This is a genomic window from Pseudoalteromonas sp. NS-SX12, from assembly GCF_057367955.1.
The window spans coordinates 1,575,745-1,601,021 of the sequence record NZ_CM170634.1 but is presented as its reverse complement, the minus strand read 5'-3'; the positions used below and the strand labels follow the sequence as shown (position 1 = coordinate 1,601,021).

Genomic DNA, 25,277 nt, shown 5'->3' with positions numbered 1-25,277 from the left:
AAGCGTAATGCTTAACCCAAAATAATGATTCGTTATCTAGATGAATTAATGAAGCGGCTGTTTTTATAACTAAAAACTAAGCGCCATTAATATCGCGTCTTCACGACCAAACTCGCTCGGATAGTAATTTTTACGCACACCTGTTTCAACAAAATCAAATGCAGTGTAAAGATGAATAGCGGCTAGATTCGACTGTCGCACTTCTAAAAATACATTCTCGCCATTTGCCGCTTTAACAACACCCAACAAATGAGTAAGCATAGCTTTAGCAAGCCCTTTACCTTGATTTTCAGGGCTAACACAAATATCCATCAAGGTATAATCAGGACCTACTTGCTCTAAAATATAAAAGCCTTGAAGAGTATTGCTCTGCAAACATCCATACGCACTGTAACGCCCCGATAAACACGATGCCATTAGTTTTTCAGACATCGGAAAAGCATGACACTGCTGTTCAATAGTCATTAAATTCTGCAAATAGGTTTGGTCTAATTTTACGATTAAATCTGTTGCCATAACGTGTGCCACAATGCTTTCTTTTGTTCGCCGGTTAATCCCAAATTGCTCACCTTTACTAATCCAGCGCTTATTTCAAAAGGCACATTTAGATCAGTAACCACTAGCTTAAAGCCGGCTGATTCTAGCATCAAATTCAGGTCAATTTGTAACTGCGCATTGTTTTGCTGGGTTAAATCGTCGCTTTGTTTGAGCTGAAGCAATTCTATATCGAAAAGTGTAGCTAACCAGTTTGTAACCATAATGACAAAAAGATTAAAAATTGAAGTACTTAGAAAGTGAAAAAAGAAGTGGCAGGGGCGACAGGACTCGAACCCGTAACCGTCGGTTTTGGAGACCGCTGTTCTACCAATTGGAACTACGCCCCTGCAATGACGTCGCATTATAAGGACTCTTTGCTAAAGGTAAAGAAAAAAATAACATAATTCAGTTCAGATGCTCAAAATAACATCAAAATCAAATTTTACAATTGACCAATAATTATATTTGTTCGAAAATTAAGAATTAATTATGAAAAATATACAGAACGGAGTCTGGAGCTGAGGTAATTTTGCAAAAAGATCTCTTAAACTCGGTAGTAAAAATTACACGACACCGCGATGTAGATTCACTTGAATTAAGCTTGTTGTCGACAATTAGTGAGTTTCTGCAACCAACAGAAGCGGCGCTTTACAAAGACCTTTCGCGTTTTAATGGCAAAGGTATAGAGTCGAGTGCCTCTTTATTATGCGACGAACAGGGAAAAATTCACTGGCGTTCACGCGAGATTATTGAAGAGCCAACAAAGGAGCTACAATGCTGCCTTGAGTCTGCCTGCACAATCAGCTTACAAGACAAATCCGGCAACGAAACACGCTGGATCCCTGTCGTCATTGACGACCAAGTATCAGGCGCTGTGTATATTGTTGCTAAACACCTTAATTCCAGTGAGCAAGTTACGCTAAATGCGCTCTGTCGCATTTATGAAAACTACTTAACCATTCTTAACGAGAGTGAACGCGATAAATTAACTGGCTTACTCAACAGACAAACGTTTGAACGCAAGATAAAACAACTGCTGGAAGACCAGTTACATTCGCATAATACGCCTCAACTACAGGGCAACCGTAACAAACGTTATGACGAGTCATCTTGGCTAGCCATTCTTGATATTGACCACTTTAAACAAGTTAATGATACCTACGGACATGTATGCGGTGATGAAGTACTGTTGACGCTTGCGCAAAAAATGCAGCTCTTTTTCCGCTCCAGTGATTTAATTTTCCGCTTTGGTGGTGAAGAGTTTGTCGTCGTATTTGAACCGACAACACTTGAACATATCACGTCAAAACTGGCTGAATTCCAGCAATATGTGCGAGATAACAAATTTCCATTTGTCGAACAATTAACATTAAGTATTGGCTTTTCGAGAATGAGCCCTTACGACTTCCCTATTTCGGTGATTGAAAATGCCGACAAAGCGCTCTACGTAGCAAAAAATAGCGGACGAAACCAATGTGTTTATTACGGCGATATTCTCGATGAAGATAGCCAAGAACACCCTTCCGCCGATGACGTCGAATTATTCTAAAACATAAAAAAATGCCAGCTACTAGCTGGCATTTTTATATCTAAAACTAAGTAGGATTATTCCCACTCAATTGTCGCTGGCGGCTTACCAGAAATATCGTAAACCACACGCGAAATACCATCGATTTCGTTGATAATACGGTTCGATACTAAACCTAAGAAATCATACGGTAAGTGTGACCAACGCGCTGTCATAAAGTCGATTGTTTCAACACAACGAAGTGATACAACCCAATCATATTTACGCGCATCACCCATTACACCTACAGACTTAACCGGTAGGAAAACCGTGAACGCTTGTGACACTTTATGGTAAAGATCTGCTTTGTGTAGCTCTTCAATAAAGATGGCATCAGCACGACGTAGTAAGTCACAGTATTCTTTCTTAATTTCACCAAGAACACGAACACCTAGGCCAGGACCTGGGAATGGGTGACGATAAAGCATGTCGTATGGCAGACCTAATTCAAGACCAATTTTACGTACTTCGTCTTTAAATAGTTCACGCAGTGGCTCAACAAGGCCCATTTCCATATCTTCAGGTAAACCACCTACGTTATGGTGAGACTTGATTACATGCGCTTTACCAGTAGCTGATGCAGCAGATTCAATTACGTCTGGGTAAATTGTACCTTGCGCTAACCATTTAGCATTTTGACGTTTGCCCGCTTCTTCATCGAATACTTCAATGAAAGTGTGACCAATTGATTTACGCTTAGCTTCTGGCTCATCAATACCTGCAAGGTTTGCTAAGAAACGGTCTTCAGCGTCTACTTTAATGATGTTTAAGCCAAATTTATCGCCAAACATATCCATTACTTGCTGACCTTCGTTTAAGCGAAGTAAACCGTTATCAACAAATACACACGTTAGCTTGTCACCGATAGCGCGGTTAATTAGCATTGCAACAACTGATGAATCAACACCGCCAGATAGGCCAAGAATAACTTCGTCATCGCCTACTTTTTCTTTAATACGCGCAACGGCATCTTCAATAATTGATGCTGGTGTCCATAATTTTTCACAGCCACAAATATCAATTACGAAACGCTCTAATAAACGTAAACCTTGGTGCGTGTGAGTTACTTCAGGGTGGAATTGTACACCGTAGAACTTTTTCTCTTCCCAAGACATTGCTGCATGTGGGCAAGTATCTGTTTTAGCTGATGTCACAAACGTTTCAGGAATCTCAATAACCTTGTCGCCATGGCTCATCCAAACGTCAAGTTTGCCAATGCCATCTTCGATATGGTCTTCAATTGCATCAAATAGCGCACAGTTACCTACTTTTTCAACTTTCGCATAACCAAACTCTTTTTTATCTGAGCTGTGTACTTGACCACCAAGTTGCATTGCCATTGTTTGCATGCCGTAACAAATACCAAGTACAGGTACGCCAGCATTAAATACATACTCTGGAGCGCGTGGGCTATTTTCTTCGGTCGTTGACTCAGGGCCACCCGATAAAATAATACCTTGCGGGTTAAATTCGCGAATTTGCTCTTCGGTTACATCCCATGCCCATAGTTCACAGTAAACACCTATTTCACGGATGCGGCGGGCGATAAGCTGAGTGTATTGCGAACCGAAATCTAAAATCAGTACGCGAGAATCATGAATATTTTTGCTCATTAGTTGTCTCTTTCTAAAAATCCAACAACTCGATTGAAAACGGCAATTTCAATCGGGATACAATTAACTAAGGCTAGCAAAAAGCTAGCCTTATCGATAAATAAAAGCGCGAATTAACCTAAACGGTAGTTAGGAGCTTCTTTTGTGATTTGTACATCGTGAACGTGCGACTCACCCATACCTGCTGCGGTAACACGTACAAATTGCGGCTTAGTATTAAGCTCTTCAATTGTTGCACAGCCAGTAAGACCCATAGCGCTGCGAATACCACCAACCTGTTGGTGAATAATGTTAGCAATAGGACCTTTATACGCTACGCGACCTTCAATACCTTCTGGAACCAGCTTCTCTTCTGATTTAGCATCTTGGAAGTAACGGTCAGATGAACCTTCTTTTTGGTTCATTGCACCTAAGCTACCCATACCACGGTAAGATTTGTAGTAACGGCCTTGATAAAGCTCAACTTCACCTGGTGCTTCTTCCGTACCAGCTAGCATTGAACCAACCATCACCAGTGATGCACCAGCAACAAGTGCTTTTGCAATATCACCAGAGAAACGAATACCACCGTCAGCAATAACTGGAACATCACGGCCTTTTAAGCCTTCAACGGCATCTGAAATAGCTGTAATTTGCGGAACACCACAACCTGTTACGATACGCGTAGTACAAATTGAACCTGGGCCAATACCTACTTTAACAGCGTTTGCACCGGCATCAGCAAGTGCTACTGCTCCTTCAGCGGTTGCTACGTTACCTGCAACGATTTGTAAATCAGGGAATGCTTCACGCGTTGCTTTTACGCGGTCAATAACACCTTGCGAGTGACCGTGAGAAGTATCGATAAGTAGAATATCAACACCCGCTTCAACTAACGCTGCGATGCGCTCATCTGTGCCTGCGCCAACACCAACAGCTGCACCTACACGTAAACGACCTTGTTCGTCTTTACATGCATTTGGTTTATCTTGTGCTTTTTGGTAATCCTTAACAGTAATCATGCCTTTAAGTTTAAAGTCATCATTAACAACTAAGATTTTTTCGATACGGTGCTCGTGCATTAGGCCTAAAATCGTTTCACGATCTGCGCCTTCTTTTACTGTTACCAGCTGCTCTTTCTTAGTCATTACTGTTGAAACAGGTTGGTCTAGTTTTGTTTCAAAACGCATATCGCGGCTTGTTACAATACCAACTAGGTTGTTTTCAGCATCAACAACAGGGAAACCTGAGAAACCTTTATCGTGTGCTAATTGAAGTGCACCGGCAATTGTCAGGTCTGCAGTAACAGTAACTGGGTGAGAAACAATGCCCGCCTCATACGTTTTAACTTTACGTACATTGGCAGCTTGCTCTGCAATTGTCATGTTCTTGTGAATGAAACCAAGACCACCTTCTTGCGCTAACGCAATCGCTAAACGCGCTTCAGTAACTGTATCCATAGATGCAGAAACGATTGGCAGATTTAGTTCAATTGTTTTCGTTAGACGAGTTTTAAGGTTAGCTGTATGTGGTAATACAGTTGAGTGGCCTGGTACTAATAGTACGTCATCAAAGGTTAAAGCTTCTTTAGCGATCCTAAGCATTTGCAACTTCTCATGATATCTGTGGGTGTAGGGAGTTGCGGGTGGATTTTATCAGCGAATTTCATTCTAGTAAAATAAAATTTAATGTTTTGTGGTAGAATATTTTCCATTCAGCGCTAAATCATACTGTTATGTTGCAAAATCAGATACAAAAAGTTTATACCGTTTCCTTGCTCAATAAAGAGATACGCTACTTACTCGAACAAAATTTCTTTTCATTGCAACTCACAGGTGAAATATCTAATTTTATTTCGCCGAGTTCTGGCCATTGGTATTTCAGTTTAAAAGACGATAACGCACAAATTCGCGCAGCTATGTGGCGCGGTAATAATAGAAGTGCCACTTTTAAACCAAAAAATGGCGACCAAGTACTAGTGCGTGCTCGCGTATCACTTTACGAACCTCGCGGTGATTATCAGCTTATTGTTGAGCACATCGAGCCTGCAGGTGAAGGTCAGTTAAAACAACAGTTTGACGCGCTTAAAATGCAACTTGCTGGCGAAGGCTTATTTGCCAGTGAATTTAAAAAGCCCTTGCCCAATAATATTCGCCGTTTAGGGGTTATTACCTCACCTACTGGCGCTGCAATTAAAGATATTCTCACCGTACTGGAAAAGCGCGCGCCGCAACTAGAGGTAGTAATTTACCCAGCATTGGTGCAAGGAAATGAAGCGCATCTACAACTTATTGAACAATTACAGCTTGCTAATCAGCGCAATGAAGTGGATGTCATTATTCTTGGACGCGGCGGCGGCTCAATGGAAGATTTATGGTGCTTTAACCACGAAATGCTCGCTCGCGCTATTTTCGCGTCTCAGCTGCCTGTAGTAAGCGCTGTTGGTCATGAAATTGATACCACTATTTCAGATTATGTTGCAGATTTGCGTGCAGCAACACCATCGCAAGCGGCCGAAATTGTCAGTCCAGATAAAAATCACTTAGTGCAAAACATCGATGTGCTACAAAATCGATTGCACCACTTTATGGCAAAGCGCCTGCAAAATGCGGCTCACAGCTACCAAGTATTTGAACAGCGTTTGCTGCGTTACCACCCTAGTAACCAATTAAATCAGCAGTCTCAGTTACGTGATGAGCTTGAAATGCGCTTACTCAACAGTATTCAACGAAAATTAGAGCAAGCAAAATATGCGCAACATACATTGCAAAATAAACTCGAAAAAGCCACTCCCGAAAAGCGATTAAGTCACGCGCAGCAACAGTTGCATAATCTGGTTAGCAGGCTTCAAAGCAGTCAAGCAAAGCAATTAGAGTCTGCAGAAAAACAACTTGCGGTATTGGCGGCAAAACTCAATGCCACCAGCCCGCTTGCGGTATTAGCGCGGGGCTACTCAATGACGCAAAAAGATTCTAGCGTAGTCACCTCTGTCTCTCAAATTACTGAAGGCGACAACATTGTCACACAATTTGCCGATGGCACTGTTACCAGTAAAGTCTCACATGTGAGTGCTAACGATGCTCAATAAATCACTTATCAAACACGCTCTTATTGAGCAGCTTGAAGCGAGCTTGGCGGTTGCAGTGCAATCTGCAAAACACGCACATCAAGATGCCACTCACGAGCAAAGTAAGGCCGAAACCCAATACGACAGCCTCGGCATCGAGATGGCTTATTTAGCTGAAGGGCAAAGTAAACGCATTGAAGCGCTTAGACAAGAAATTCAAGTACTTAAAGAATCGATAGAGCCAATTAGCAATCAGAAAATACAACTAGGCCATTTAATTAAGCTCGAAAATTGTGACGATGAAAGTGTGTTATGGGTTTATATTTTAGCCGTTGCAGGTGGTAATAAAGTCACTTTAAATAATGCTGATATTCAAATTGTTACACCAAGTGCCCCCATTGCTAAAAAGCTACTAAAGCAATCCATTGACGATATTGTTAGCTTTGACTGGCAAGCAACTGAATATGAAATTATCGAAGTTGTTTGAGTCTTATCAATAAGTGTGTTTTGATTAAAACTATAAGTGTTATCGATTGTTGTAACCTGATGTATCGCATATCCTTTTTCATCGTACTGATGACTATTTGCCTACCGGCGTTTAGCTGTGAAATAACCATGGGTTATCGCACAAGTGCACGATTACCACTTATCGCCGCAATGCCATCCAATCAAGGGCTGTACAAAGCCATATATCAACGAGCTGCACAAAATATTAACTGTAAGTTAGTCATAAAGCGCGCGCCAAAAAAACGCATTATTAAACTGCTTAACGAAGGTGCCATCGACTTTTATCCCGGTTATGGCTTTAATCAGGCGCGCAGTGAATTTACTCACTTTTTCGAAAATGGCCTCACCAGTCATAGCGTGGTGATCACACACCGAGATGTTGCCAAGATAGATAATTTAAAACAACTGGAAAACAAAGTACTGTTAAAGCCCTATGGTGGCAGAAAGTCGGCCATTGAAGAGCGAGATATAATGGTGAGGTACGGGCAAGATTTAGGTATTGCCGATGCAATCAAAGTAATTGAAAAAAAGCAGGCTGACTTTTTTATTTACAACAAAGCGTCGATTGATTATTACCTAGCGCAGCAGCCAAATGCACAGATTAAAATTCACGACTGCTGTTATTTAGCAAAACCAATGCATTTTGGGTTTTCAAGAAAGTCGAAGCACTATGAATCGTCGCTCAACCCAAACTACTTGCCAGAGCAAGCTGTGTCGGTCAACAACGTACCTTATTTAGTAAATGAAGGAAGCGTTGCCAGCGCATTCGCAAACGCGGTGAAAGCACTGGCCGAAAATGGAGTAATTAAACAGTTAGAGCAGCAATATTACAGTGCAGCACTCGACAGTGAACAACCAGCCTCTTCAGACATATCAGCTACAAAACACTGATCCATGGTTTCTGCAGGGCAACCTGTTGTGGTTTTGCCAACCACTTTAGCTGGCACACCAACGACAGTAGTGTGCGCATCAACATCGGCAATTACGACTGAACCCGCGCCAATTTTCGCATCTTCACCAACATCAATGTTACCTAGTACTTTTGCCCCCGCACCTATTAATACACCGTGGCGGATTTTCGGGTGACGATCGCCTTGTTCATTACCTGTACCACCTAACGTAACCCCTTGCAGAATCGATACGTTATCTTCAATAACGGCGGTTTCGCCCACTACAATGCCTGTTGCGTGGTCAAACATAATGCCTTTACCCACTTTACATGCAGGGTGAATATCAACACCAAACACTTCTGAGTTGCGGCTTTGAATAAATTGCGCGAGCTCTTTTCGGTCTTGGCGCCACAGGCAGTGTGCTAAGCGATGTACTTGAATTGACTGAAAGCCTTTTAGATTTAATAGCACGGTTAGGTAGTTATCAACCGCAGGGTCGCGATCACGCACCGCTTTAATATCGTGCGCAACGTTATCAAGCATGGTGTCGCAATTAACAAATGCTTGATCGAATAACTCGCGGAAAGTGAAAGCTGAAACTACCGCATCAGATAATTTATTAGCGACAATAAAGCTTAATGCAGACCCTAGGCACTCATGGTTAAGTACACACGAATAAACGTGACTTGCTAATAACGGCTCTTTTCTTACTAAGGCTTCTGCTTCTTTACGTAATTCTTGCCAAATTGTATGACGCATAACAACACCAATCACTTTAACTACTTTTAGCTGTATAGCTTAATTTTAAACGAGTTTAACGCTTTTTGTTAACTTGAGTAAGTAATTAAAGATAAGTTGTTAGACTGATTTATTTGCCTTTAGATAAATGTGTGCTAGAAATAGTCCCCTTCATAACCAAACGCAGCCTCTAAATATGAACAAAAATGTTGTACTTTTAGCCTTTTGCCAAGGACTTATCACAACCGGTAATATTTTGCTTGTGACCATCTCAGCCCTTGTTGGAAAAGCGCTAAGCCCGAGTACCACATTTATTACTTTTCCCGTTGCCATGCAAATGTTGGGGCTACTAGTTACTACGATTCCTGCGTCGCTGATTATGGCTAAAACGGGTCGAAAGCTGGGCTTTAGTTTAGGCAATAGCATTGGCATTAGCGGCGCCGTGCTTGGCTTTTTTAGTTTATTGGCAAGCCAATTTTGGTTATTTAGCTTCGCCACTTTTTTAATTGGGATTGGTATTGGCTTTGCTACCCTGTATCGTTTTGCAGCAATTGAAGCCAGTGACAAACCTGCTGTGGCAATATCTACAGTGATGGCAAGTGGTGTTGTAGCCGCGATACTCGGCCCTAATTTAGCAGTATGGGTAAACCATCACTACCCAATATTAAACTACGCCAATGCGTTTATTGCCCTTGCGTTTTTATACTCAATTGCACTGCTGCTATTACAACTCGTTAAATTTAATGAGGTTTCACATAGCCAAAATAATGGTGAAAGCAGACCATTAAAAACCATTATTAGCGCGCCTAAGTTTAAGACTGCAGTGTTTATTGCCATGGTGAGTTACACGGTCATGAACTTATTGATGACAGCAACGCCACTGGCGATGCATCGTCATGGTTTTGACTTAGCACAGTCAGCACTGGTGATTGAATGGCACGTATTGGGCATGTTTTTACCGTCATTTTTCAGTGGTAAATTAATAGAGCGATTTGGCCAGGTCACCATGATGTATGCGGGAATTGTTTTAATCGCCCTTTGCTGCTTTGTGAACCTACTTGGCTTAAGCCATTGGCACTTTTTAGCTGCGCTCTTTTTACTGGGTGTCGGTTGGAATTTTATGTTTATTAGCGCGACGCAAATGGTGAGCCAAACTTACCTACCGCAAGAGCGCGCTAAAGCCCAAGCCACCAATGAATTTTTAGTGTTTAGCATGGTAACCCTCTCTGCATTAAGTGCAGGTTGGTTAGAAGCCACCGTAGGTTGGCAAACATTAAACCTAGTTACCTTACCTATTTTATTATTAACAATCGCGTGGTTAACGGTTTATAAAATAAAGCAAAAAACGCAGCTAAAGGTTAATTTAACGACAAGCTAATACCCTTAGGGCCTGTTGACCTTTCAAGTTCGTTTTTGCAGCAGTTTGATTGGGTTTTATACAAGGCAGAGGCTGCGTGGCATAGTTATTCTATGTGAGTCAGCCGATAACACAGTTGAAAACCCAATCAAGCGCTGCCGAAAGGTTCTTTTGAGCGCTCTTTTTTCATTGTTTCCTATATGGATGTAGGTAAGGGGCGTGAGCAGGACGCGGAAGCTTTGCTCGATATTCGCTTAGATTGCTAGGCCACACATCAAGCGCCGCGATAAAAGTGCGCTCAAAAAGAACAAAAATAGAACAGCAAAGATCAACAGGCCCTAGTAAATTGTGCTTGCAACCATTGATACAAAATCGAGAGTTCAACTCGCTGGGTATGGCATTTAGGTGTGACAAAGTAATAACTAAATGGCAATGTGATTTGCGTTTCGCCAATGCGTTTTAGTTGCTTATCTTTAATTAAAGGTTTAACAAGTTGATGCCAAGCGAGTGCTTTACCCACACCATTTTTAGCTGCATTTAATGTAAGACCTACTTCATCAAAGACAAATTGGGCTGGTATTGTGGGTAGTTGAAAATGCTTTTGCCAATGTTGCCAACTAATGCCACCGGGCTTGTCTTCCATTCCTGCAGCGTAATGAATCAAAGGTAATTCATGCTGCATTTCATAAACATTTGACGCACATACCGGATAAACCACTTCATCTGCCAGTTTTTTTGCAATGGCATTCGCATATTTGCCGTTACCAAAATGAACATGACAGTCTATATTTTGCTGCTCAAAATTAACGATTTGGTGCTGGCTAATAAAATGAATTTGATAGTCAGAAAGCAAAGTTTGCAGCTCGGCTAATTTATTCACCAATACACAAGAAACAACACTAGGAATCGCCGCTATAACCAGCTTTTTAACTTTCGGTGCTTGCGCTTTCTCAATACCAAACTCTATTTCTGAAAACGCTTTTTTAACTGAGCTATAAAGCTGTTTAGCTTCACTGGTAAGTGCCACACCTTTTGATTGGCGAATAAACAATTTTACATCTAAATGCGTTTCTAGCTGCTTCATTTGATGACTTACTGCACTTGGCGTAAGGTGCAATAAATCACTGGCACGACTAAAATTAAGCTGCTCAGCGACGACAACGAAGGTGTATAAATTGGGTAATTGGCTACTGATCATTATTTATGATTCAAATCTCATTCACATCATTTGAAAATAATATCACTTTCTTTAACAACAGATAACAAGCAAAATTAGTTTCAACCCGTTTTAAATTAGGAAATAAGATGTCGCAGCACAGTGCACAAATTGAATGGCAAAAAGCGCCAGATGAGATGTTTACCGATGGACGTTACAACCGTGTTCACCAATGGCATTTTGATGGTGGTTTTTCAATGCCTGCATCACCATCGCCAATGATAGTACCGGTGCCTTTTTCAAACCCTGAGTTTGTTGACCCTGAAGAAGCCTTTGTTGCCTCACTGGCAAGTTGTCATATGTTGTTTTTTCTGCATTTTGCTGCGGATAAAGGCATTGTGATTGAGCGTTACACCGATAACGCAATTGGCGAACTTGCTAAAAATAATAATGGCAAACTATGTATTACCGGTGTGACGTTAAAACCCGAGGTGATATTGGCAGATGAATCGATTACACATAAAAAAAGCTTGGCAGAGTTACACCACCAAGCTCATGAAGCGTGCTTTTTAGCGCGTTCGGTAAATTTTGAGATTACCGTAGAGTGCGCCTAATTTAGCAGTCACTAGTATGCTAGTTGATGAACTAGCATACGCGAATTACATTGTGAACAGCTGTGAATCAATTGTACGAATAAGGTTATTTACCCACTTACCGTATTTTTTGTGAATGCTATCACCATCATATTTCAAGTTAAGTGAATCGCGGTACTTAATCGTGTACGTTTTTGCGTCGTAATGAATGCCTACTTTAACTTGCGTACCACGCCAATTAAGTAAACCAGCAATTACGCCATCGCTTTCAACTTTACATGCCCACTGACGCTGCTGGCAGCCGCTTAAAATTGCCTTTTCAACTGACTCTTTAGTCATGTTTGACGCATTTACTTGTTGATTGTAGTCAGTTACAGGAATGGTTTTACATGCAGCGAGTGAAAGGGTTACTACTGCGATTAGCGCTATTTTTTTTAACATTGTTTAGTCCTTTATGTTTTGTGTTCATTTTAGCAACGTGATTATTTCATTGAAGTGCCTAATTATCCAGCATCTTTTTGTAATTACGCCAACGTTAAGCAAGTGCGCTTATCGCTTTTTATTACTTGATTATGTTTGTAATATCTTAAATTAAGCATAAAAAAGCCCGCCAATTGGCGGGCTTTTGACCGTGTTAAAAACGTTTATTTAAATACGTCTTTCACATCCATCACTTCGATGTTAGCTTTATCGATAGCTAGCTTGTAGCTTTCAATTACCTTATCTTCATCGGTAAGTGATTTTGGTTTTTCAGCATTATATTTAAGCGGCGAAACCGTTTCGTTTGCTAAACGCGCTTTCATATCTTTTGCATCACCGGTAATAAATACATAGTGAATGTTTTTATTTTGCAGGTTGTCACGAATAACACGATTTACATCTTCAACGGTTAAGCTCGCAAGCTGCTTACGCACATAAGCAACAAACTCATCGGTATTGTAGAACTTGCTATCAAGTGCATAACCTAGCTGACGATCTTGGCTTGCAACCATTTGCGGCACAAAGTTAGTTAAGAAGTTACGAGTTGATTCGAAATCTTCTTTGCTCATGCCATTTTCAATTAGCTTATCAAGCTCGTACTGGGCAACACGCGTTGCAAAGTGTGCATCATTATTAGAGCGTAGTGGGCGCAACCAAATTTGGAAAATCTGCTCAGAACGACCTAAGTTAGCATCTGGTTTAGTTTGGTACATACCACGCGGGAAGTACTCAATATACGCGTAATCACCATAGTTCATACCACGAATTTGGCGAATGCGCTGATACAAGAAGCTGTTTGAGTTACGGTGCTCACCAAAGTAAGAACGCATTAACCAAAGTGCCGCCCAATCTTTATCGCTACGAATCGTATCAATCGGGAAACCAAAGCTAACCGCTGTTGATTTAGCTGGCTTTTCTACGATGGTTGCATGTCGACCTTCCAACTTAGGCGCATCAGCAATCGTTAGGCGCTTTTCACTACCTTCAGGAAGCGTGCCTAAGTCTTTAAGCAGTTTTGCTTTTGCTTCATCTGACATGGCACCTGAGATACCGACATTTAATTTAGCTTGCGTAAATTCAGCTTTATAAAATGCTTTTAAGTCTTCAAGTGTAAGTGCTTCTAAATCAGAAATATCACCATAGTTGTAGCTTTCATAAGCGTGGCCTTGGTAAAGCTTGCTGTATAACACTTCTTTGCCAAGTTCTTCATCGTTAGATGCTTTTAGGCCTGCTTTAATGCCATCTAGCTGCTCTTTCTTTAAACGTTTAAAGTCGTCTTCACGCCAACCTGGATTAAGTAGTTGGTCACTAACAATTTTGTACCACTCATCTACCTTGTCTTTATTAACACGGCCACGGAATGACACCATTTCTTTATCAATTTGTACGCCGAAGCTACCCGCAATTGGGTAAAGCGCTTTTTGAATTTCTTTGTAAGAGCGCGACTCAGAGCCACCACGTGCAATCATATTAGCTGTAATTGCTGCAAGGCCTTTTTTACCTTCAGGATCTGCTGCTGCACCTGTGTAGAATAATAGGTTTACATCAACCAGTGGTGAACTGCTGCGCATATCAAGTACAGAAAATTTTGCATCGCCTTGCGGTTTGCTCATTTCGGCAACAACACCGTTTAAGTCAACTTCTTGCTCAAAACCTTTAACCGATTTAAGTGCCGACATAGTCACAGTTGTACGGCCCGAATCGATAAAGTACTTATTGGCAATCTCACGAATATCTTCTGCAGAAATGCTATCAGCCGTTGCGTAAAGCTGATTAATAACCTCAGGATCACGCTCAAAATGCATGTAGCTCGCAAGAGTTGACGCAATTGCTTGCGATGAATCTAAGCCATTAACAAAGCTGTACTTTAGGTTAGACTTTAAGTTAGCAAGCTTATCAGCATCAACTAACTCAGTACGCGCTTTTGCATAAGTACGATTAATCGCATCACGTGCTTTTGCTAAATCTTCTTCTTTTTCAACTTTTACAAATACGTGTAATAAACCCGGATCTTTGGTTTCTGGATTGTAAGTAAACATTTGGCTAGCAAGCTGTTTCTCAACAACTAACTCTTGGTAAAGCGCTGAGTTATTTGAGAAATACAGTTGCGAGATTAAATCTACCGCAGCACGATCTTTTTCCGTTGGCTGCCACGCAGGGCCTTTGTAAGAAACAAGTAACCAGTGACCCGGTAAACCTTCACTTTCTTTATGAAGGTATTTTGCCGCTGTTTGCTTTGGCTCTACTGGAATATCAGCAACATAATCGCCACGCTGCCAGTTACCCCAATGCTTTTTAACCAGTTCAATGGTATCGTTCGGGTCTACATCACCGGTAATAATGAGCGATACATATTCAGGCTTATAAAACTTTTTAAAGAACTCTTCACCGTAGGCCATTTGATCTGGCATTTTTTCGATGTCTTCAAAAAAGCCCATAGTAGTGTGTTTGTAAGTATGCTTTTCAAACGCTTCGTTACGCACTGCACTTAATAGCTGGCGGATTGGGTTAGCATTGTTTTTAAGGTATTCACCTTTAACTGTTAGTGCTTCTGTTCTAAATTGCGACTCAGAATATTTAAGGTTTTGGAAAATATCGCCTTTAATTTCAAGCACAGTTTCTAAATGCTGTTTTGAGAAATTAAGGTGGTAGTTGGTGTAATCGTTTGTGGTGTAAGCGCGGTTATCGACACCTGAGTTTTTAAGAATATCAGAGTAAACATCTTGCGGGAATTTCTCAGAGCCTTTAAACATCATATGTTCAAAGAAGTGCGCAAAACCTGTTTTACCAGCTTCAACTTCGTTACGTGAACCTACTGATACTGGAATTTGCAGTGAGACTACATCTGGGTAATCTGTTTTAACTACCATAACGCGAAGACCGTTATCTAGCTCTTCTAGCACGTAATCTTGAGCAAATACTTTGTTTTCAGCTTTTACTGACGTGGTAGCTTGTACATTATTTGATGATGTTGTGCTATTACAACCAGCAAGTGATAGTGCAATTGCTATACTTGCTGCAACCAATTTAAGTTTCATACTGTTTCCCTTGGTTTGGATTATTTTTCTATAGAATTTTTCTAAACTGGGTAATTATGGCGATGTTCGCGATGTTAAGCGAGCAATTGCGGTAAATGGGTGTAAATGTTTTGCAACATTAAATTTCAGAATAAAGGACTTAGAGTTCAGAACTAAAGATTTAGAACTCAGAATTAAGATTTGAGTGCGACATCTGAGACCTAAAATCTGAAACCTTCACACTATGAATTTCCCTCAAGTTCAATTTCAATTTTTTTCAGTCGCAATTTCAAACTTTAGCTATTTAGACGTCTAAAAGGCTGCTATAGTTACTGTATCGAAATTATTTATGGTATGGAACAATGGCTTTATCTTTACAACAAAAAATTCAAGACCCAACACAAGGCGTTTATTTGATTGGCACTACGCCACCAAAAATGGGTACTGAAAAAGATAAAGTGACAGAAATTGCCAATAAATTATTAGGTCGTTTACATGAAATTGAATATGACGGACTAGTAATTTACGACATTCAAGATGAAAGTAGCCGTACCAGCGTACCACGCCCTTTTCCGTTTAAGCACACTGTAGACCCTCGTGAATACAGTTTGCTGTTAAGTGACTTATCAGAGTTAGATGTAATCACCTACAAAAGTGTAGCGCAGCGTGGTGTAGAAGAATTTAACGCATGGCTATCAGAAACCAAAGAAAAATACTCTTTGAACAATTTAGTTTTAGTAGGTAGCCCATCATCGGAAGGTGAAATTAAATTAAGCTTACCGAACGCGTATAACGCATTAAGTGAGCATCAAAATAAGTTCTTCTTAGGTGGTGTTACTATTGCAGAACGTCATGCATCAAAACGCAATGAACATGAACGTTTATTAGAAAAAACAGCGCAAGGTTGTGAGTATTTTATCTCGCAAGCGGTATATGATGCGCAGGCAACAATCGACTTAATCACAAGCTATGCCCGCAGTTGCAAGCAACAAGGCCTAACGCCAAACCGTATCATATTAACCTTCACACCGTGCGGTAGTGAGAAAACTTTAGAATTTATGCAGTGGCTTGGTATTTCTGTGCCAGAAGCCACTAAATGGCGTATTTTAGATTCTGAGCAGTCGCTTAATGAATCAGTACGTATTTGCCGTGAAAATCTAAACCTTATTTTACAAAGCTGTGCTCATTTAGATGTGCCACTTGGTTTAAACATTGAAAGCTTAACCAACCGTAAAGAAGAAATTGATGCATCAATTAATCTTTACCGCTTATTAAAAGCAACAATGGAACTGAACCTGGCTGAAAAGCAGTTAGCAAGTTAATTTAAGGCTTCGCAATCAGCTTAACTTCCAGTTCTAGCTAGTTAGGATTTAATGGGCTAAGCCCTGCAATCGAGTGGCTTAATGCCACTTTTTCTTTAAGTGCGTTAAAGTCGTATTCGGCCCAATTAATTTTAACTTTATGGGATTTAAAATGTGCAACATTTTGCTTAGTGATCACATCAAGGTTAAAAGTTAGCTTTTTATTTTTTTGCTGGGCAAAAATATCGTGTCCATTATCGTAAAGTAACAGGCTAATAACTGCCCACGCGCCCATTACTTTATGACCACCAATTGACGCGCTTATTGACTGTTTTTCAACGGCTTGAATTGCGCGAGGTAACCAGTCAAAACCGCCAATAAAAATATCCTTATTGGGAATACGACCCGATTCTACTGCTGCTTTACTGGCACCAAGTGCCATCAAATCAGACGCGGCCCAAATAATATTAACATTAGGAAAACGCGCTAATAGCGCCTTGCTTTGATTAAACGCAACCTGCTCAGACCAACCGGCATGCACCGCTTGATATACCACACCATTATTACTTTCAAAATACTCTTGCATGCCATTAAACCGCGCTTGCGATTCACTGCCATAGTGACCATTAATAGCCACCACATGCGTTTCTTGCTTGGGTAATTGCGCCTGTTTTAAATGCTGTAGTGCTCTTGCAAGTTGGCCTCCTGCAGTGTGATTATCAAAATAGATTTCACCAAGCCAATGCTTATATTTTTGCCCTGCTAACCCTATTTTCTCGCGTTCTTCACCAAAAATTGTTTGCTCTAAAGTAACAAACTTAATCTGCTGCGATTCCAACAATGACATGCTCGCAGTAGAGCCGCCGGGGTAATTTAAAATCACCGCATAATCTGGTTTGGGGTTTTTCGCTAAATATTGTTTTAGTGCTTCTAGTTGAACAATACGATTACCACCGCCATAAATCACCTGCATTTTTGTGCCAAGTTGCAGTGCTGCTGATTGCGCTATTTCTTCAACACTTTGCCAAAAAGGCTCATTGGGGATAGACGGGTTTACAAATAAAATATTCAACTCAGCACGTACCGAGCTACTAAATAAAATGATGCAGAACATCAAGTACTTAAAAAGTCTTATCATCACACCAAAAACAGATTCGATCATTATTCAAGTATTATCAAAGAACACCACAAAAGCGAATTTAAACGAGAAAAACTAACGCCAATTAATTGTGAGTTGATAATACAGGCAAATCACTAGATGCAGAACAGCACAGGCAACGGATAAATGCCGCTAAATGCTGTTAATCATTAGCAAAAGAAAAGGGAGATATAAATCTCCCTTTGACTTTTACAAGTTAGGTCCCAGCCAACGTTCGGCTTCTTGTAAATTCATACCTTGACGCTTGGCATAATCTTCTAGCTGATCTTGCTGAATTTGTGCAACAGCGAAATATTTCGAATCTGGGTGAGAAAAATACCAACCCGAAACCGCAGCGCCCGGCCACATCGCATAAGAGCTCGTCAATTTCATACCAATGCGATTTTCAACGTCGAGTAACTGCCAAATTTTTTGCTTTTCAGTATGCTCTGGGCACGCAGGGTAACCAGGAGCCGGACGTATACCTTGGTAATTTTCGCGAATTAGCTCATCGTTCGATAAGTTTTCATCGGCTGCAAAGCCCCAGATTTCTTTACGCACGCGCTCATGCAGGTATTCAGCAAAGGCTTCCGCTAAACGGTCGGCAACGGCTTTTACCATAATCTTGTTATAGTCATCTTGCTGCTGCTCGAATACATCCGCTAAATCGTCTTCCTCTAACCCGCCTGTTACTGCAAAAGCGCCAAAGTAATCTGGTGTGCCTTTTGGCGCGATATAATCAGCTAAACAGTAATTCGGGAAATCTTTTTTCTCGGTTTGCTGACGTAACTGGCAACTTGTCACAAGTACTTCAGTGCGCGATTCATCGGTGTAGATTTCAATATCATCTTCAACACGGTTAGCTGGGAAGATACCCATTACACCTAACGGTTGCAGCTTGTTTGATGACGCTAAATCATCGAGCATCTCGTTAGCATCTTTAAACAGCTGCTTTGCCTCTTCGCCAACAATTTCATCTTCTAAAATGCGCGGGTATTTACCAGCAAGCGACCAGGTCATAAAAAATGGCGTCCAGTCGATATACTCACGCAGTGTCTCAATTGAGACATCTTTAAACTCGGTCACACCAAGTTTTTTTGGCACAGGTGGCGTGTAATTTACAAAATCAATGGGTGCGCTATTCGCGCGAGCTGCGGCAAGTGTAACTGGTTTTGAGCGTGGGCGTTTGCGCGCTTGCTGCTCACGCACTTTTTCATACTCTGCAGTCGTTTTTGCTAAAAACTCAGGCTTTTGCGTTTTGCTTAACAAGCTTGACGCCACACCAACCGCACGCGAAGCGTTATTAACATACACCACACCTTTGTCATATTCAGGTTCAATTTTAACCGCCGTATGCGCTTTTGATGTAGTTGCACCGCCAATTAATAACGGAATATCAAACCCTTGGCGTGTCATTTCTTTTGCCACATGCACCATTTCATCAAGCGATGGCGTAATCAGGCCAGAAAGACCAATAATATCGACTTTTTCTTCAATGGCGGTACGTAAAATAGTTTCTGCAGGTACCATTACCCCAAGGTCGATCACTTCATAGTTATTACATTGCAGTACAACACCCACAATGTTTTTACCAATGTCGTGCACATCGCCTTTAACGGTAGCCATTAGGATTTTACCGTTGGTTGCACCCTCTTCTTTTTCCGCTTCAATATAAGGGTCGAGGTAGGCAACTGCGCGCTTCATTACACGCGCCGATTTAACTACTTGTGGTAAGAACATTTTACCAGCACCAAACAGGTCGCCTACTACGTTCATACCGTCCATTAATGGACCTTCAATTACTTGAATTGGTTTATCAGCTTGCTGGCGTGCCTCTTCGGTATCTTCATCAATAAATTCGGTAATACCTTTAACAAGAGCATGCTCTAAACGTTTAGCAACAGGCCAGCTGCGCCATTCTAAATCTTCTTTTTTTGCTTCAACGCCTTGCCCTGAGTATTTAGGCGCAAGTTCAACTAAGCGCTCGCCGGCTTCAGGGTCGGTATTTAATACTACGTCTTCAACTGCATCTCGTAGCTCTTTTGGAATATCATCATAAACCGCAAGCTGACCGGCATTTACGATACCCATGTCCATACCCGCTTTAATCGCGTGATATAAAAACACTGAGTGAATGGCTTCACGCACCGGGTTATTACCACGGAATGAGAAAGATACGTTTGAGACACCGCCCGACACTTTACAGTGCGGTAAGTTTTGTTTAATGCGGCGCGTACCTTCAATAAACTCAACGGCGTAGTTGTCGTGCTCTTCAATACCCGTAGCTACCGCAAAAATATTCGGGTCAAAAATAATGTCTTCCGGCGGAAAACCTAATTGCTCTACTAGAATACGGTACGAACGCTGACAGATTTCAAACTTACGGTCGGCCGTTTCGGCTTGCCCTGTTTCATCAAACGCCATCACAACGGCAGCTGCACCAAAACGCTTAATGATTTTAGCTTGCTTTATAAACGGCTCTTCACCTTCTTTAAGTGAAATTGAGTTAACGATTGCCTTACCTTGAATGCATTTTAAGCCTGCTTCAATTACATCCCACTTCGATGAGTCGACCATAATGGGTACACGAGAGATATCTGGCTCTGACGCAATTAGATTTAAAAAGCGAACCATTGCCGCTTTTGAGTCCAACATGGCTTCATCCATGTTGATATCAATAATTTGCGCGCCGTTTTCTACTTGTTCACGGGCAACCTCGAGTGCGGTTTCGTAATCTTCTTCTAGGATTAAACGTTTAAAACGGGCTGAACCCGTAACATTGGTACGTTCACCAACATTGGTAAATACTGCTGTACTGCTTGTCATGTTTGCTCCTAGTTTAAATTACAGGCTTCAAGGCCAGCTAAGCGCATGCGCACTTCAATTTCAGGTAATTGGCGCGGTGCTACATTTTTTGTGCCTTGATACATCGCATTAATATGCTCAGGCGTGGTGCCACAACAGCCACCAACAATATTGATAAAGCCCGACTCTGCCCAATCAATAATTTCTTTTGCCATTTCGTCCGCTTCTAAATCGTATTCACCAAATTCGTTCGGTAGGCCTGCGTTGGGGTGAACCGATACAAAGGTTTCACACACACGCGATAACTCTTCTACATATTGGCGTAGTAAATCTGGCCCAAGGGCACAGTTAAGGCCAATTGAAATAGGCTTAATATGACGAATAGAATTGTAGAATGCCTCGGTTGTTTGGCCCGATAAAGTTCGGCCCGATGCATCAGTAATGGTGCCTGAAATCATTACGGGTAAAGTAACGCCTGCGCGCTCGAATGCTTCTTCTACTGCAAAAGCCGCTGCTTTTGAATTAAGCGTATCGAAAATAGTCTCAATCAGAATTAAATCCGCACCACCTTCAATCAATGCCAACGTTGATTCAATGTAAGCTTCAACAAGGGCATCAAAGGTAACGTTTCTAAAGCCTGGATCGTTTACATCTGGTGAAATAGAACAGGTTTTTGACGTTGGACCAAGCACACCTGCAACATAACGCGGTTTAGTTGGGTCTTGTGCTTCAAATTCATCACACACTTTACGCGCCAGTTTTGCCGATTCAAGATTGATTTCACGGCTTAAGCTTGCCATTTCATAATCTTCCATTGAAATGGTAGTCGCGTTAAAGGTATTGGTTTCAATAATATCAGCGCCTGCCGCAAGGTATTCACGATGAATTTGTTCAATTATCTGTGGCTGGGTTAAACTAAGTAAGTCATTATTGCCCTTAACTAACACATGCCAATTTGCAAAGCGTTCACCGCGGTAATCTTCTTCTTCCAGTTTGTATTTCTGGATCATGGTACCCATTGCACCATCAAGAATATGAATACGCGCTTTTAATGCAGCGCTTAGCTGCTGTGATTTATTCGGCATAGTTGTTAGTCCTTACGTCTTGGCTGACTAAATTAATATCGTATGGCGTGGTTTGATAAACGTAGTAGTTTAACCAATTTGAAAATAATAAAAAGGCGTGGCTCTGCCAAGTTTTACTTGGCTTGGCGCTGGCATCATCATTGGGAAAATAATTATTTGGCTTAGGCGCATTCTGATCTTTTTCTAGGTCGCGTAAATACTCTTTTTTCAAAGTATCTGCATCGTATTCTGGGTGACCAGTTAAATACACCTGCGAACCGGATTTATTCTTAATTAAAAACGCACCGACCTCTGGCGATCCGGCAATGACTTCAAGCTGGCTGTGGTTTGCAATATCAGCTTCATTAATATGACCATAGCGCGAATGTGGCACTAAGAATTCATCGTCAAAACCGCGTGTTAGCGCTGCGTGTTCAAAATAGCGTTGATGTTTAAACACGCCACAGAGCTTTTTCGCTTTAAGTTTTCGCTTTAATCCATAGTGATGAAATAGCCCTGCATGAGCGGCCCAGCACGAAAATAAGGTAGAAGTAACATGTTGCTCAGCCCAGTCGAAAATCTCTTTCAACTCTTGCCAATAAGCAACATCGCTATATTCAAGGTGTGCCAAAGGCGCGCCAGTCACAATCATGGCATCGTAGTTTTCGTTTTTAACTTCTGAGAAATACTTATAGAACATATCAAGATGTTGCTCAGAGGTATTTTTGCTACGGTGAGTATCTAAACGCAGTAACTCCACATTTACCTGCAGCGGCGAATTAGCCAGCAAACGAATAAACTGTACTTCAGTCTCAACCTTATTAGGCATCAGGTTTAAAATGGCTAATCGCATCGGGCGGATCTCTTGTGTTTGCGCACGGCTTTGTGGCATTACAAACACATTTTCTTGCCTTAATGTATTAATGGCGGGCAATTGATCGCGCACTGTGATTGGCATCATTTAATCCTTATTACTATGGTAAATTGGGTTTAACCTGACGCTAATTATGAACGGATAGCCGGAAATATCAAGCTCTAGATGTTTAGATGTCTATTTAAAATTTACGTAAAAAATACACCAACCGTACTTCTACCAACAAACCCGCCTCGCATTTCATAATCAGTGCTTTGTAAAAGTCATTATTACACCCTCATCGCTTAAACCAACTTTTGAGCAATACAGTTGATTTTAATAATTTTTTACATTTTTCGAATAACAAATGTTGCGACAAATAAAAAACACCATTAGGATCGAATAAAAATCAATATCATTTGCATTACAATGAGCTTTTTAGCAATTATCCCAATCTGGCTTGGATGCCTAGCCTGTTACTTAGGCAGTGAAAAACAACTACTGCTCAGTAAACCAATGAATAAATCTATTGCTAATTTTTTATTAGTTATTGGTTATGTTATTGGTGTTGCCATTTTCTCGCTGTCTTTTGCGCTTGCATCTTCGTTATTGGCGGCCTTTGTCACATTAATGCTTGCGCTGGTAAGCCACACAATTTTAAGCACTTATACAACAAGCATTTGGCGTTTCAATACACCCGTTGTGGTATCGCTATTAGTTTTAACGGGGGTGAGCTATGTGGCCTAAAACGTTGATTGGCTTCTTTTTTGGTCTTTTACTATCCATTTCTATCGTGCTCAATTTAAATTTGATTTTGCCATTAGCAGAAGACGTTAGGCTTATTTCAGGGCTAATGTTGGCATTCCCAATTTGGGCGGGCGTATTGGTGTGGAGTTACGCATTCGAAAAAGCACGCAAAGCTGCCAAAAACATTAGCCTTGTTCTTATCCCCTCTTGCTTACTCAACGTTATTCTTTTGATGAGTCAATAATAATGAATAATAAAACTCTAAAATCATTAACTAACGCACATGCATGGATTGGTCTTGTTATTTCCATCGTGTTATTTATTGTATTTTTTGCCGGTTCAATTAGCTTATTTCGCGAAAACATTGTGGCATGGGAAAAACTACCAATACATGCAAATCAAACTGTATCCACAGATTCTCAAAATGTTAGTTACGATAACGCTATCGCAACCATTAGTAAGCAATATGATGTATATGTCGACCACAGGTTTTATTTATTACCGCCAACTGAACATTCACCGTACATAGAAGCGTACTTTGCAAAAAATATTGAAGGTACCGACCCAAAAACAGGAGAAGATCATAGCGATGTGCATATTATGCTGGATGCACAGAGCGGCGAAATTATTGGCAATGCCGATACGGTGGATTTTGGTAATTTTGTTTACCAGCTTCATTACAACTTAGGCCTTGGCCGCATTGGTTTGTATTTTGTCGGGATCATTACCCTGTTCTTTTTTGTTGCGGTGCTTAGCGGGTTACTTATTCATTGGCGCAAGCTTTTCAAAAATTTCTTTCAATACCGTAAAGATAGCAATAAAGACAAATGGTTAGACGCGCATAATATTATCGGCACCATGGGACTGCCGTTTCATGTGATGTATGCCTTCACCGGATTAGTTTTTAATTTAGTGATTGTCTACCAAATTTCTTATGCCCTTGTGTTGTACCAAGGCGACCAACAAAAGTTACTCGCGGCAGCAGGATTTAACGAACCCCATATTGATATCATCGACAACAAAATGACGATGAACGGCATCGACAGATTGCGTGCAATGGCAGAAAAAGACATGGATAACGCAATCATTGACCGCATTATGATTGAGCACTTTGGCGATGAAAGCGCCGTCGCGATTTTTACAGGGCAAAAGCAAGACAGATTTGCCACCGAAACCGCAGTACATTACCAACTAAGTAATCAACAACAAATTTATCTTACTAAAGACAACTACGATAATGCCGTGCGCAGTGGCTTAGGTGTAATTGCCCGTTTGCACTTTGGCGATTTTGCTGGCTACGGTTTGCGGTTAGCTTTCTTTTTGCTCGGCTTAGCAACCTGTTATGTAATTTTAACCGGCAATTTAATGTGGCTAGAAAAACGCGCAAAACAGCGTAATCAAAGTCAGCGCTCACTTAATTTTGTCACGCGAATGACAAGCGGTGGCTTTATTGGCTTTATCTTTGCCATTGCTGTGGGCTTTAGTGCCGCGCGCATTATACCAATTGAGATAACAACGCGTGCAGAGATTATTGAAAACAGTGTATTTTCGGCATTTTTGCTGATGTTAGTTCTTGCTCAATTAATCAAACACAATGCGAGATTCAATCAATACTCATTGCAACTGAGCGGCGCAATATTTGCCCTTGTTGTCGTACTGGACTGGGTTTTACTGCCTAGCGAAACAGCACAACAACTCGCAGAACACAAATTTGATGTTGTGATTACGCAAAGCATCTTACTACTGCTTAGCGGTATTAGCTTTTTTGCAGCAAAACAAGTGACAAAAAAGCCCGCGTTTAAAAGCTCTCAAACACAACCAAATGTTACTGAATTAACTACTCAATAAATTATTCACACAACTACATA

General features: G+C 41.0%; 22 protein-coding genes and 1 tRNA gene. 10 read left to right on the top strand and 13 right to left on the bottom strand.

What is annotated here, in order from left to right:
* Positions 1-69: 69 nt before the first annotated feature.
* From rimI to AC2IOM_RS07480, 3 genes are all read right to left on the bottom strand, one after another.
* Complete coding sequence (rimI, locus tag AC2IOM_RS07490; protein ID WP_486358001.1) at positions 70-516, bottom strand: ribosomal protein S18-alanine N-acetyltransferase; 447 nt, start codon at positions 514-516, stop codon at positions 70-72.
* On the bottom strand, positions 501-719 hold the full coding sequence (locus AC2IOM_RS07485; RefSeq protein ID WP_486358000.1) for a hypothetical protein: 219 nt from the start codon (positions 717-719) through the stop codon (positions 501-503). Before AC2IOM_RS07485 ends, rimI begins: the two co-directional genes overlap by 16 nt.
* Before the next feature lie 88 nt (positions 720-807).
* A tRNA-Trp gene (locus AC2IOM_RS07480) sits at positions 808-884 on the bottom strand.
* 182 nt (positions 885-1,066) lie between these two features.
* Here AC2IOM_RS07480 and AC2IOM_RS07475 point away from each other — a divergent pair.
* Entirely contained in the window at positions 1,067-2,086 is a 1,020-nt protein-coding gene (locus AC2IOM_RS07475) for a GGDEF domain-containing protein (protein WP_100913974.1), read from the top strand.
* A gap of 56 nt (positions 2,087-2,142) precedes the next feature.
* Here the strand turns inward: AC2IOM_RS07475 and guaA are convergent, their stop codons facing one another.
* Complete coding sequence (gene guaA, locus AC2IOM_RS07470) at positions 2,143-3,717, bottom strand: glutamine-hydrolyzing GMP synthase (protein ID WP_100913975.1); 1,575 nt, start codon at positions 3,715-3,717, stop codon at positions 2,143-2,145.
* 113 nt (positions 3,718-3,830) lie between these two features.
* On the bottom strand, positions 3,831-5,300 hold the full coding sequence (gene guaB / locus AC2IOM_RS07465) for an IMP dehydrogenase (protein ID WP_100913976.1): 1,470 nt from the start codon (positions 5,298-5,300) through the stop codon (positions 3,831-3,833).
* 131 nt (positions 5,301-5,431) lie between these two features.
* On the opposite strand from guaB, the gene xseA reads away from it, so the two are divergent.
* The 3 genes from xseA (at position 5,432) to AC2IOM_RS07450 (ending at position 8,161) form a co-directional block, all read left to right on the top strand.
* Positions 5,432-6,784, top strand: coding sequence for an exodeoxyribonuclease VII large subunit (gene xseA, locus AC2IOM_RS07460; RefSeq protein ID WP_486357999.1), 1,353 nt, complete (start codon positions 5,432-5,434; stop codon positions 6,782-6,784).
* Positions 6,774-7,250 (top strand): transcription elongation factor GreAB, encoded by a 477-nt coding sequence (locus tag AC2IOM_RS07455; protein WP_486357998.1) that lies wholly within the window; start codon positions 6,774-6,776, stop codon positions 7,248-7,250. The genes xseA and AC2IOM_RS07455 overlap by 11 nt, the downstream gene beginning before the upstream one ends.
* Before the next feature lie 128 nt (positions 7,251-7,378).
* Entirely contained in the window at positions 7,379-8,161 is a 783-nt protein-coding gene (locus AC2IOM_RS07450; protein WP_486357997.1) for a substrate-binding periplasmic protein, read from the top strand.
* On the opposite strand, the gene cysE is transcribed toward AC2IOM_RS07450, so the two are convergent.
* The gene (gene cysE, locus AC2IOM_RS07445; RefSeq protein ID WP_100914549.1) at positions 8,098-8,919 is read right to left on the bottom strand and encodes a serine O-acetyltransferase; all 822 of its coding nucleotides are present in this window, start codon (positions 8,917-8,919) and stop codon (positions 8,098-8,100) included. The genes AC2IOM_RS07450 and cysE overlap by 64 nt on opposite strands.
* A 175-nt stretch (positions 8,920-9,094) precedes the next feature.
* Between cysE and AC2IOM_RS07440 the strand changes: the two genes are divergently transcribed.
* Positions 9,095-10,276 (top strand): MFS transporter, encoded by a 1,182-nt coding sequence (locus tag AC2IOM_RS07440; protein WP_486357996.1) that lies wholly within the window; start codon positions 9,095-9,097, stop codon positions 10,274-10,276.
* A gap of 307 nt (positions 10,277-10,583) precedes the next feature.
* Here the strand turns inward: AC2IOM_RS07440 and AC2IOM_RS07435 are convergent, their stop codons facing one another.
* Positions 10,584-11,453, bottom strand: coding sequence for a LysR family transcriptional regulator (locus AC2IOM_RS07435; RefSeq protein ID WP_486357995.1), 870 nt, complete (start codon positions 11,451-11,453; stop codon positions 10,584-10,586).
* A 107-nt stretch (positions 11,454-11,560) separates the two neighbouring features.
* Here AC2IOM_RS07435 and AC2IOM_RS07430 point away from each other — a divergent pair, with 107 nt between their 5' ends.
* Positions 11,561-12,025: an OsmC family protein gene (locus AC2IOM_RS07430; RefSeq protein WP_486357994.1), complete on the top strand. Its 465-nt coding sequence runs from the start codon at positions 11,561-11,563 to the stop codon at positions 12,023-12,025.
* A 45-nt stretch (positions 12,026-12,070) separates the two neighbouring features.
* Here AC2IOM_RS07430 and AC2IOM_RS07425 read toward each other — a convergent pair whose 3' ends face one another.
* Positions 12,071-12,445: a hypothetical protein gene (locus AC2IOM_RS07425; RefSeq protein ID WP_010561862.1), complete on the bottom strand. Its 375-nt coding sequence runs from the start codon at positions 12,443-12,445 to the stop codon at positions 12,071-12,073.
* Positions 12,446-12,648: 203 nt separating this feature from the next.
* On the bottom strand, positions 12,649-15,522 hold the full coding sequence (locus AC2IOM_RS07420; protein WP_486357993.1) for a M16 family metallopeptidase: 2,874 nt from the start codon (positions 15,520-15,522) through the stop codon (positions 12,649-12,651).
* A 341-nt stretch (positions 15,523-15,863) separates the two neighbouring features.
* Between AC2IOM_RS07420 and AC2IOM_RS07415 the strand changes: the two genes are divergently transcribed.
* Positions 15,864-16,823 (top strand): hypothetical protein, encoded by a 960-nt coding sequence (locus tag AC2IOM_RS07415; RefSeq protein WP_486357992.1) that lies wholly within the window; start codon positions 15,864-15,866, stop codon positions 16,821-16,823.
* A gap of 37 nt (positions 16,824-16,860) precedes the next feature.
* On the opposite strand, the gene AC2IOM_RS07410 is transcribed toward AC2IOM_RS07415, so the two are convergent.
* The 4 genes from AC2IOM_RS07410 to AC2IOM_RS07395 all read right to left on the bottom strand — a co-directional run bounded on the left by AC2IOM_RS07410 (position 16,861) and on the right by AC2IOM_RS07395 (position 22,767).
* Complete coding sequence (locus AC2IOM_RS07410) at positions 16,861-17,916, bottom strand: ABC transporter substrate-binding protein (protein ID WP_486357991.1); 1,056 nt, start codon at positions 17,914-17,916, stop codon at positions 16,861-16,863.
* Between the two features lie 234 nt (positions 17,917-18,150).
* A complete protein-coding gene (gene metH / locus AC2IOM_RS07405; RefSeq protein WP_486357990.1) occupies positions 18,151-20,766 on the bottom strand; it encodes a methionine synthase in 2,616 nt (871 codons plus the stop codon).
* Between the two features lie 8 nt (positions 20,767-20,774).
* Entirely contained in the window at positions 20,775-21,830 is a 1,056-nt protein-coding gene (locus AC2IOM_RS07400) for a homocysteine S-methyltransferase family protein (protein ID WP_100913986.1), read from the bottom strand.
* Positions 21,820-22,767, bottom strand: coding sequence for a homoserine O-succinyltransferase (locus AC2IOM_RS07395; RefSeq protein ID WP_100913987.1), 948 nt, complete (start codon positions 22,765-22,767; stop codon positions 21,820-21,822). The genes AC2IOM_RS07400 and AC2IOM_RS07395 overlap by 11 nt, the downstream gene beginning before the upstream one ends.
* A gap of 324 nt (positions 22,768-23,091) precedes the next feature.
* Between AC2IOM_RS07395 and AC2IOM_RS07390 the strand changes: the two genes are divergently transcribed.
* From AC2IOM_RS07390 to AC2IOM_RS07380, 3 genes are read left to right on the top strand one after another with little or no spacing between them, the layout of a single operon-like run.
* A complete protein-coding gene (locus AC2IOM_RS07390) occupies positions 23,092-23,409 on the top strand; it encodes a hypothetical protein (RefSeq protein WP_486357989.1) in 318 nt (105 codons plus the stop codon).
* Complete coding sequence (locus AC2IOM_RS07385) at positions 23,399-23,653, top strand: hypothetical protein (protein ID WP_486357988.1); 255 nt, start codon at positions 23,399-23,401, stop codon at positions 23,651-23,653. Before AC2IOM_RS07390 ends, AC2IOM_RS07385 begins: the two co-directional genes overlap by 11 nt.
* A gap of 2 nt (positions 23,654-23,655) precedes the next feature.
* The gene (locus AC2IOM_RS07380; protein WP_486357987.1) at positions 23,656-25,257 is read left to right on the top strand and encodes a PepSY-associated TM helix domain-containing protein; all 1,602 of its coding nucleotides are present in this window, start codon (positions 23,656-23,658) and stop codon (positions 25,255-25,257) included.
* The last annotated feature ends 20 nt before the right edge of the window (positions 25,258-25,277 follow it).

What these genes read in the sequence shown, in the direction of transcription:
- xseA (WP_486357999.1), top strand. Translation starts at nt 5,432, where the DNA reads ATGTTGCAAAATCAGATACAAAAAGTTTATACCGTTTCCTTGCTCAAT.
- metH (WP_486357990.1), bottom strand. Translation starts at nt 20,766, where the DNA reads ATGACAAGCAGTACAGCAGTATTTACCAATGTTGGTGAACGTACCAAT.
- AC2IOM_RS07390 (WP_486357989.1), top strand. Translation starts at nt 23,092, where the DNA reads ATGAGCTTTTTAGCAATTATCCCAATCTGGCTTGGATGCCTAGCCTGT.
- AC2IOM_RS07425 (WP_010561862.1), bottom strand. Translation starts at nt 12,445, where the DNA reads ATGTTAAAAAAAATAGCGCTAATCGCAGTAGTAACCCTTTCACTCGCT.
- AC2IOM_RS07430 (WP_486357994.1), top strand. Translation starts at nt 11,561, where the DNA reads ATGTCGCAGCACAGTGCACAAATTGAATGGCAAAAAGCGCCAGATGAG.
- AC2IOM_RS07400 (WP_100913986.1), bottom strand. Translation starts at nt 21,830, where the DNA reads ATGCCGAATAAATCACAGCAGCTAAGCGCTGCATTAAAAGCGCGTATT.
- AC2IOM_RS07420 (WP_486357993.1), bottom strand. Translation starts at nt 15,522, where the DNA reads ATGAAACTTAAATTGGTTGCAGCAAGTATAGCAATTGCACTATCACTT.
- AC2IOM_RS07385 (WP_486357988.1), top strand. Translation starts at nt 23,399, where the DNA reads ATGTGGCCTAAAACGTTGATTGGCTTCTTTTTTGGTCTTTTACTATCC.
- guaB (WP_100913976.1), bottom strand. Translation starts at nt 5,300, where the DNA reads ATGCTTAGGATCGCTAAAGAAGCTTTAACCTTTGATGACGTACTATTA.
- AC2IOM_RS07435 (WP_486357995.1), bottom strand. Translation starts at nt 11,453, where the DNA reads ATGATCAGTAGCCAATTACCCAATTTATACACCTTCGTTGTCGTCGCT.
- AC2IOM_RS07415 (WP_486357992.1), top strand. Translation starts at nt 15,864, where the DNA reads ATGGCTTTATCTTTACAACAAAAAATTCAAGACCCAACACAAGGCGTT.
- AC2IOM_RS07380 (WP_486357987.1), top strand. Translation starts at nt 23,656, where the DNA reads ATGAATAATAAAACTCTAAAATCATTAACTAACGCACATGCATGGATT.
- rimI (WP_486358001.1), bottom strand. Translation starts at nt 516, where the DNA reads ATGGCAACAGATTTAATCGTAAAATTAGACCAAACCTATTTGCAGAAT.
- AC2IOM_RS07455 (WP_486357998.1), top strand. Translation starts at nt 6,774, where the DNA reads ATGCTCAATAAATCACTTATCAAACACGCTCTTATTGAGCAGCTTGAA.
- AC2IOM_RS07450 (WP_486357997.1), top strand. Translation starts at nt 7,379, where the DNA reads ATGGGTTATCGCACAAGTGCACGATTACCACTTATCGCCGCAATGCCA.
- AC2IOM_RS07410 (WP_486357991.1), bottom strand. Translation starts at nt 17,916, where the DNA reads ATGTTCTGCATCATTTTATTTAGTAGCTCGGTACGTGCTGAGTTGAAT.
- cysE (WP_100914549.1), bottom strand. Translation starts at nt 8,919, where the DNA reads ATGCGTCATACAATTTGGCAAGAATTACGTAAAGAAGCAGAAGCCTTA.
- AC2IOM_RS07440 (WP_486357996.1), top strand. Translation starts at nt 9,095, where the DNA reads ATGAACAAAAATGTTGTACTTTTAGCCTTTTGCCAAGGACTTATCACA.
- AC2IOM_RS07395 (WP_100913987.1), bottom strand. Translation starts at nt 22,767, where the DNA reads ATGCCAATCACAGTGCGCGATCAATTGCCCGCCATTAATACATTAAGG.
- guaA (WP_100913975.1), bottom strand. Translation starts at nt 3,717, where the DNA reads ATGAGCAAAAATATTCATGATTCTCGCGTACTGATTTTAGATTTCGGT.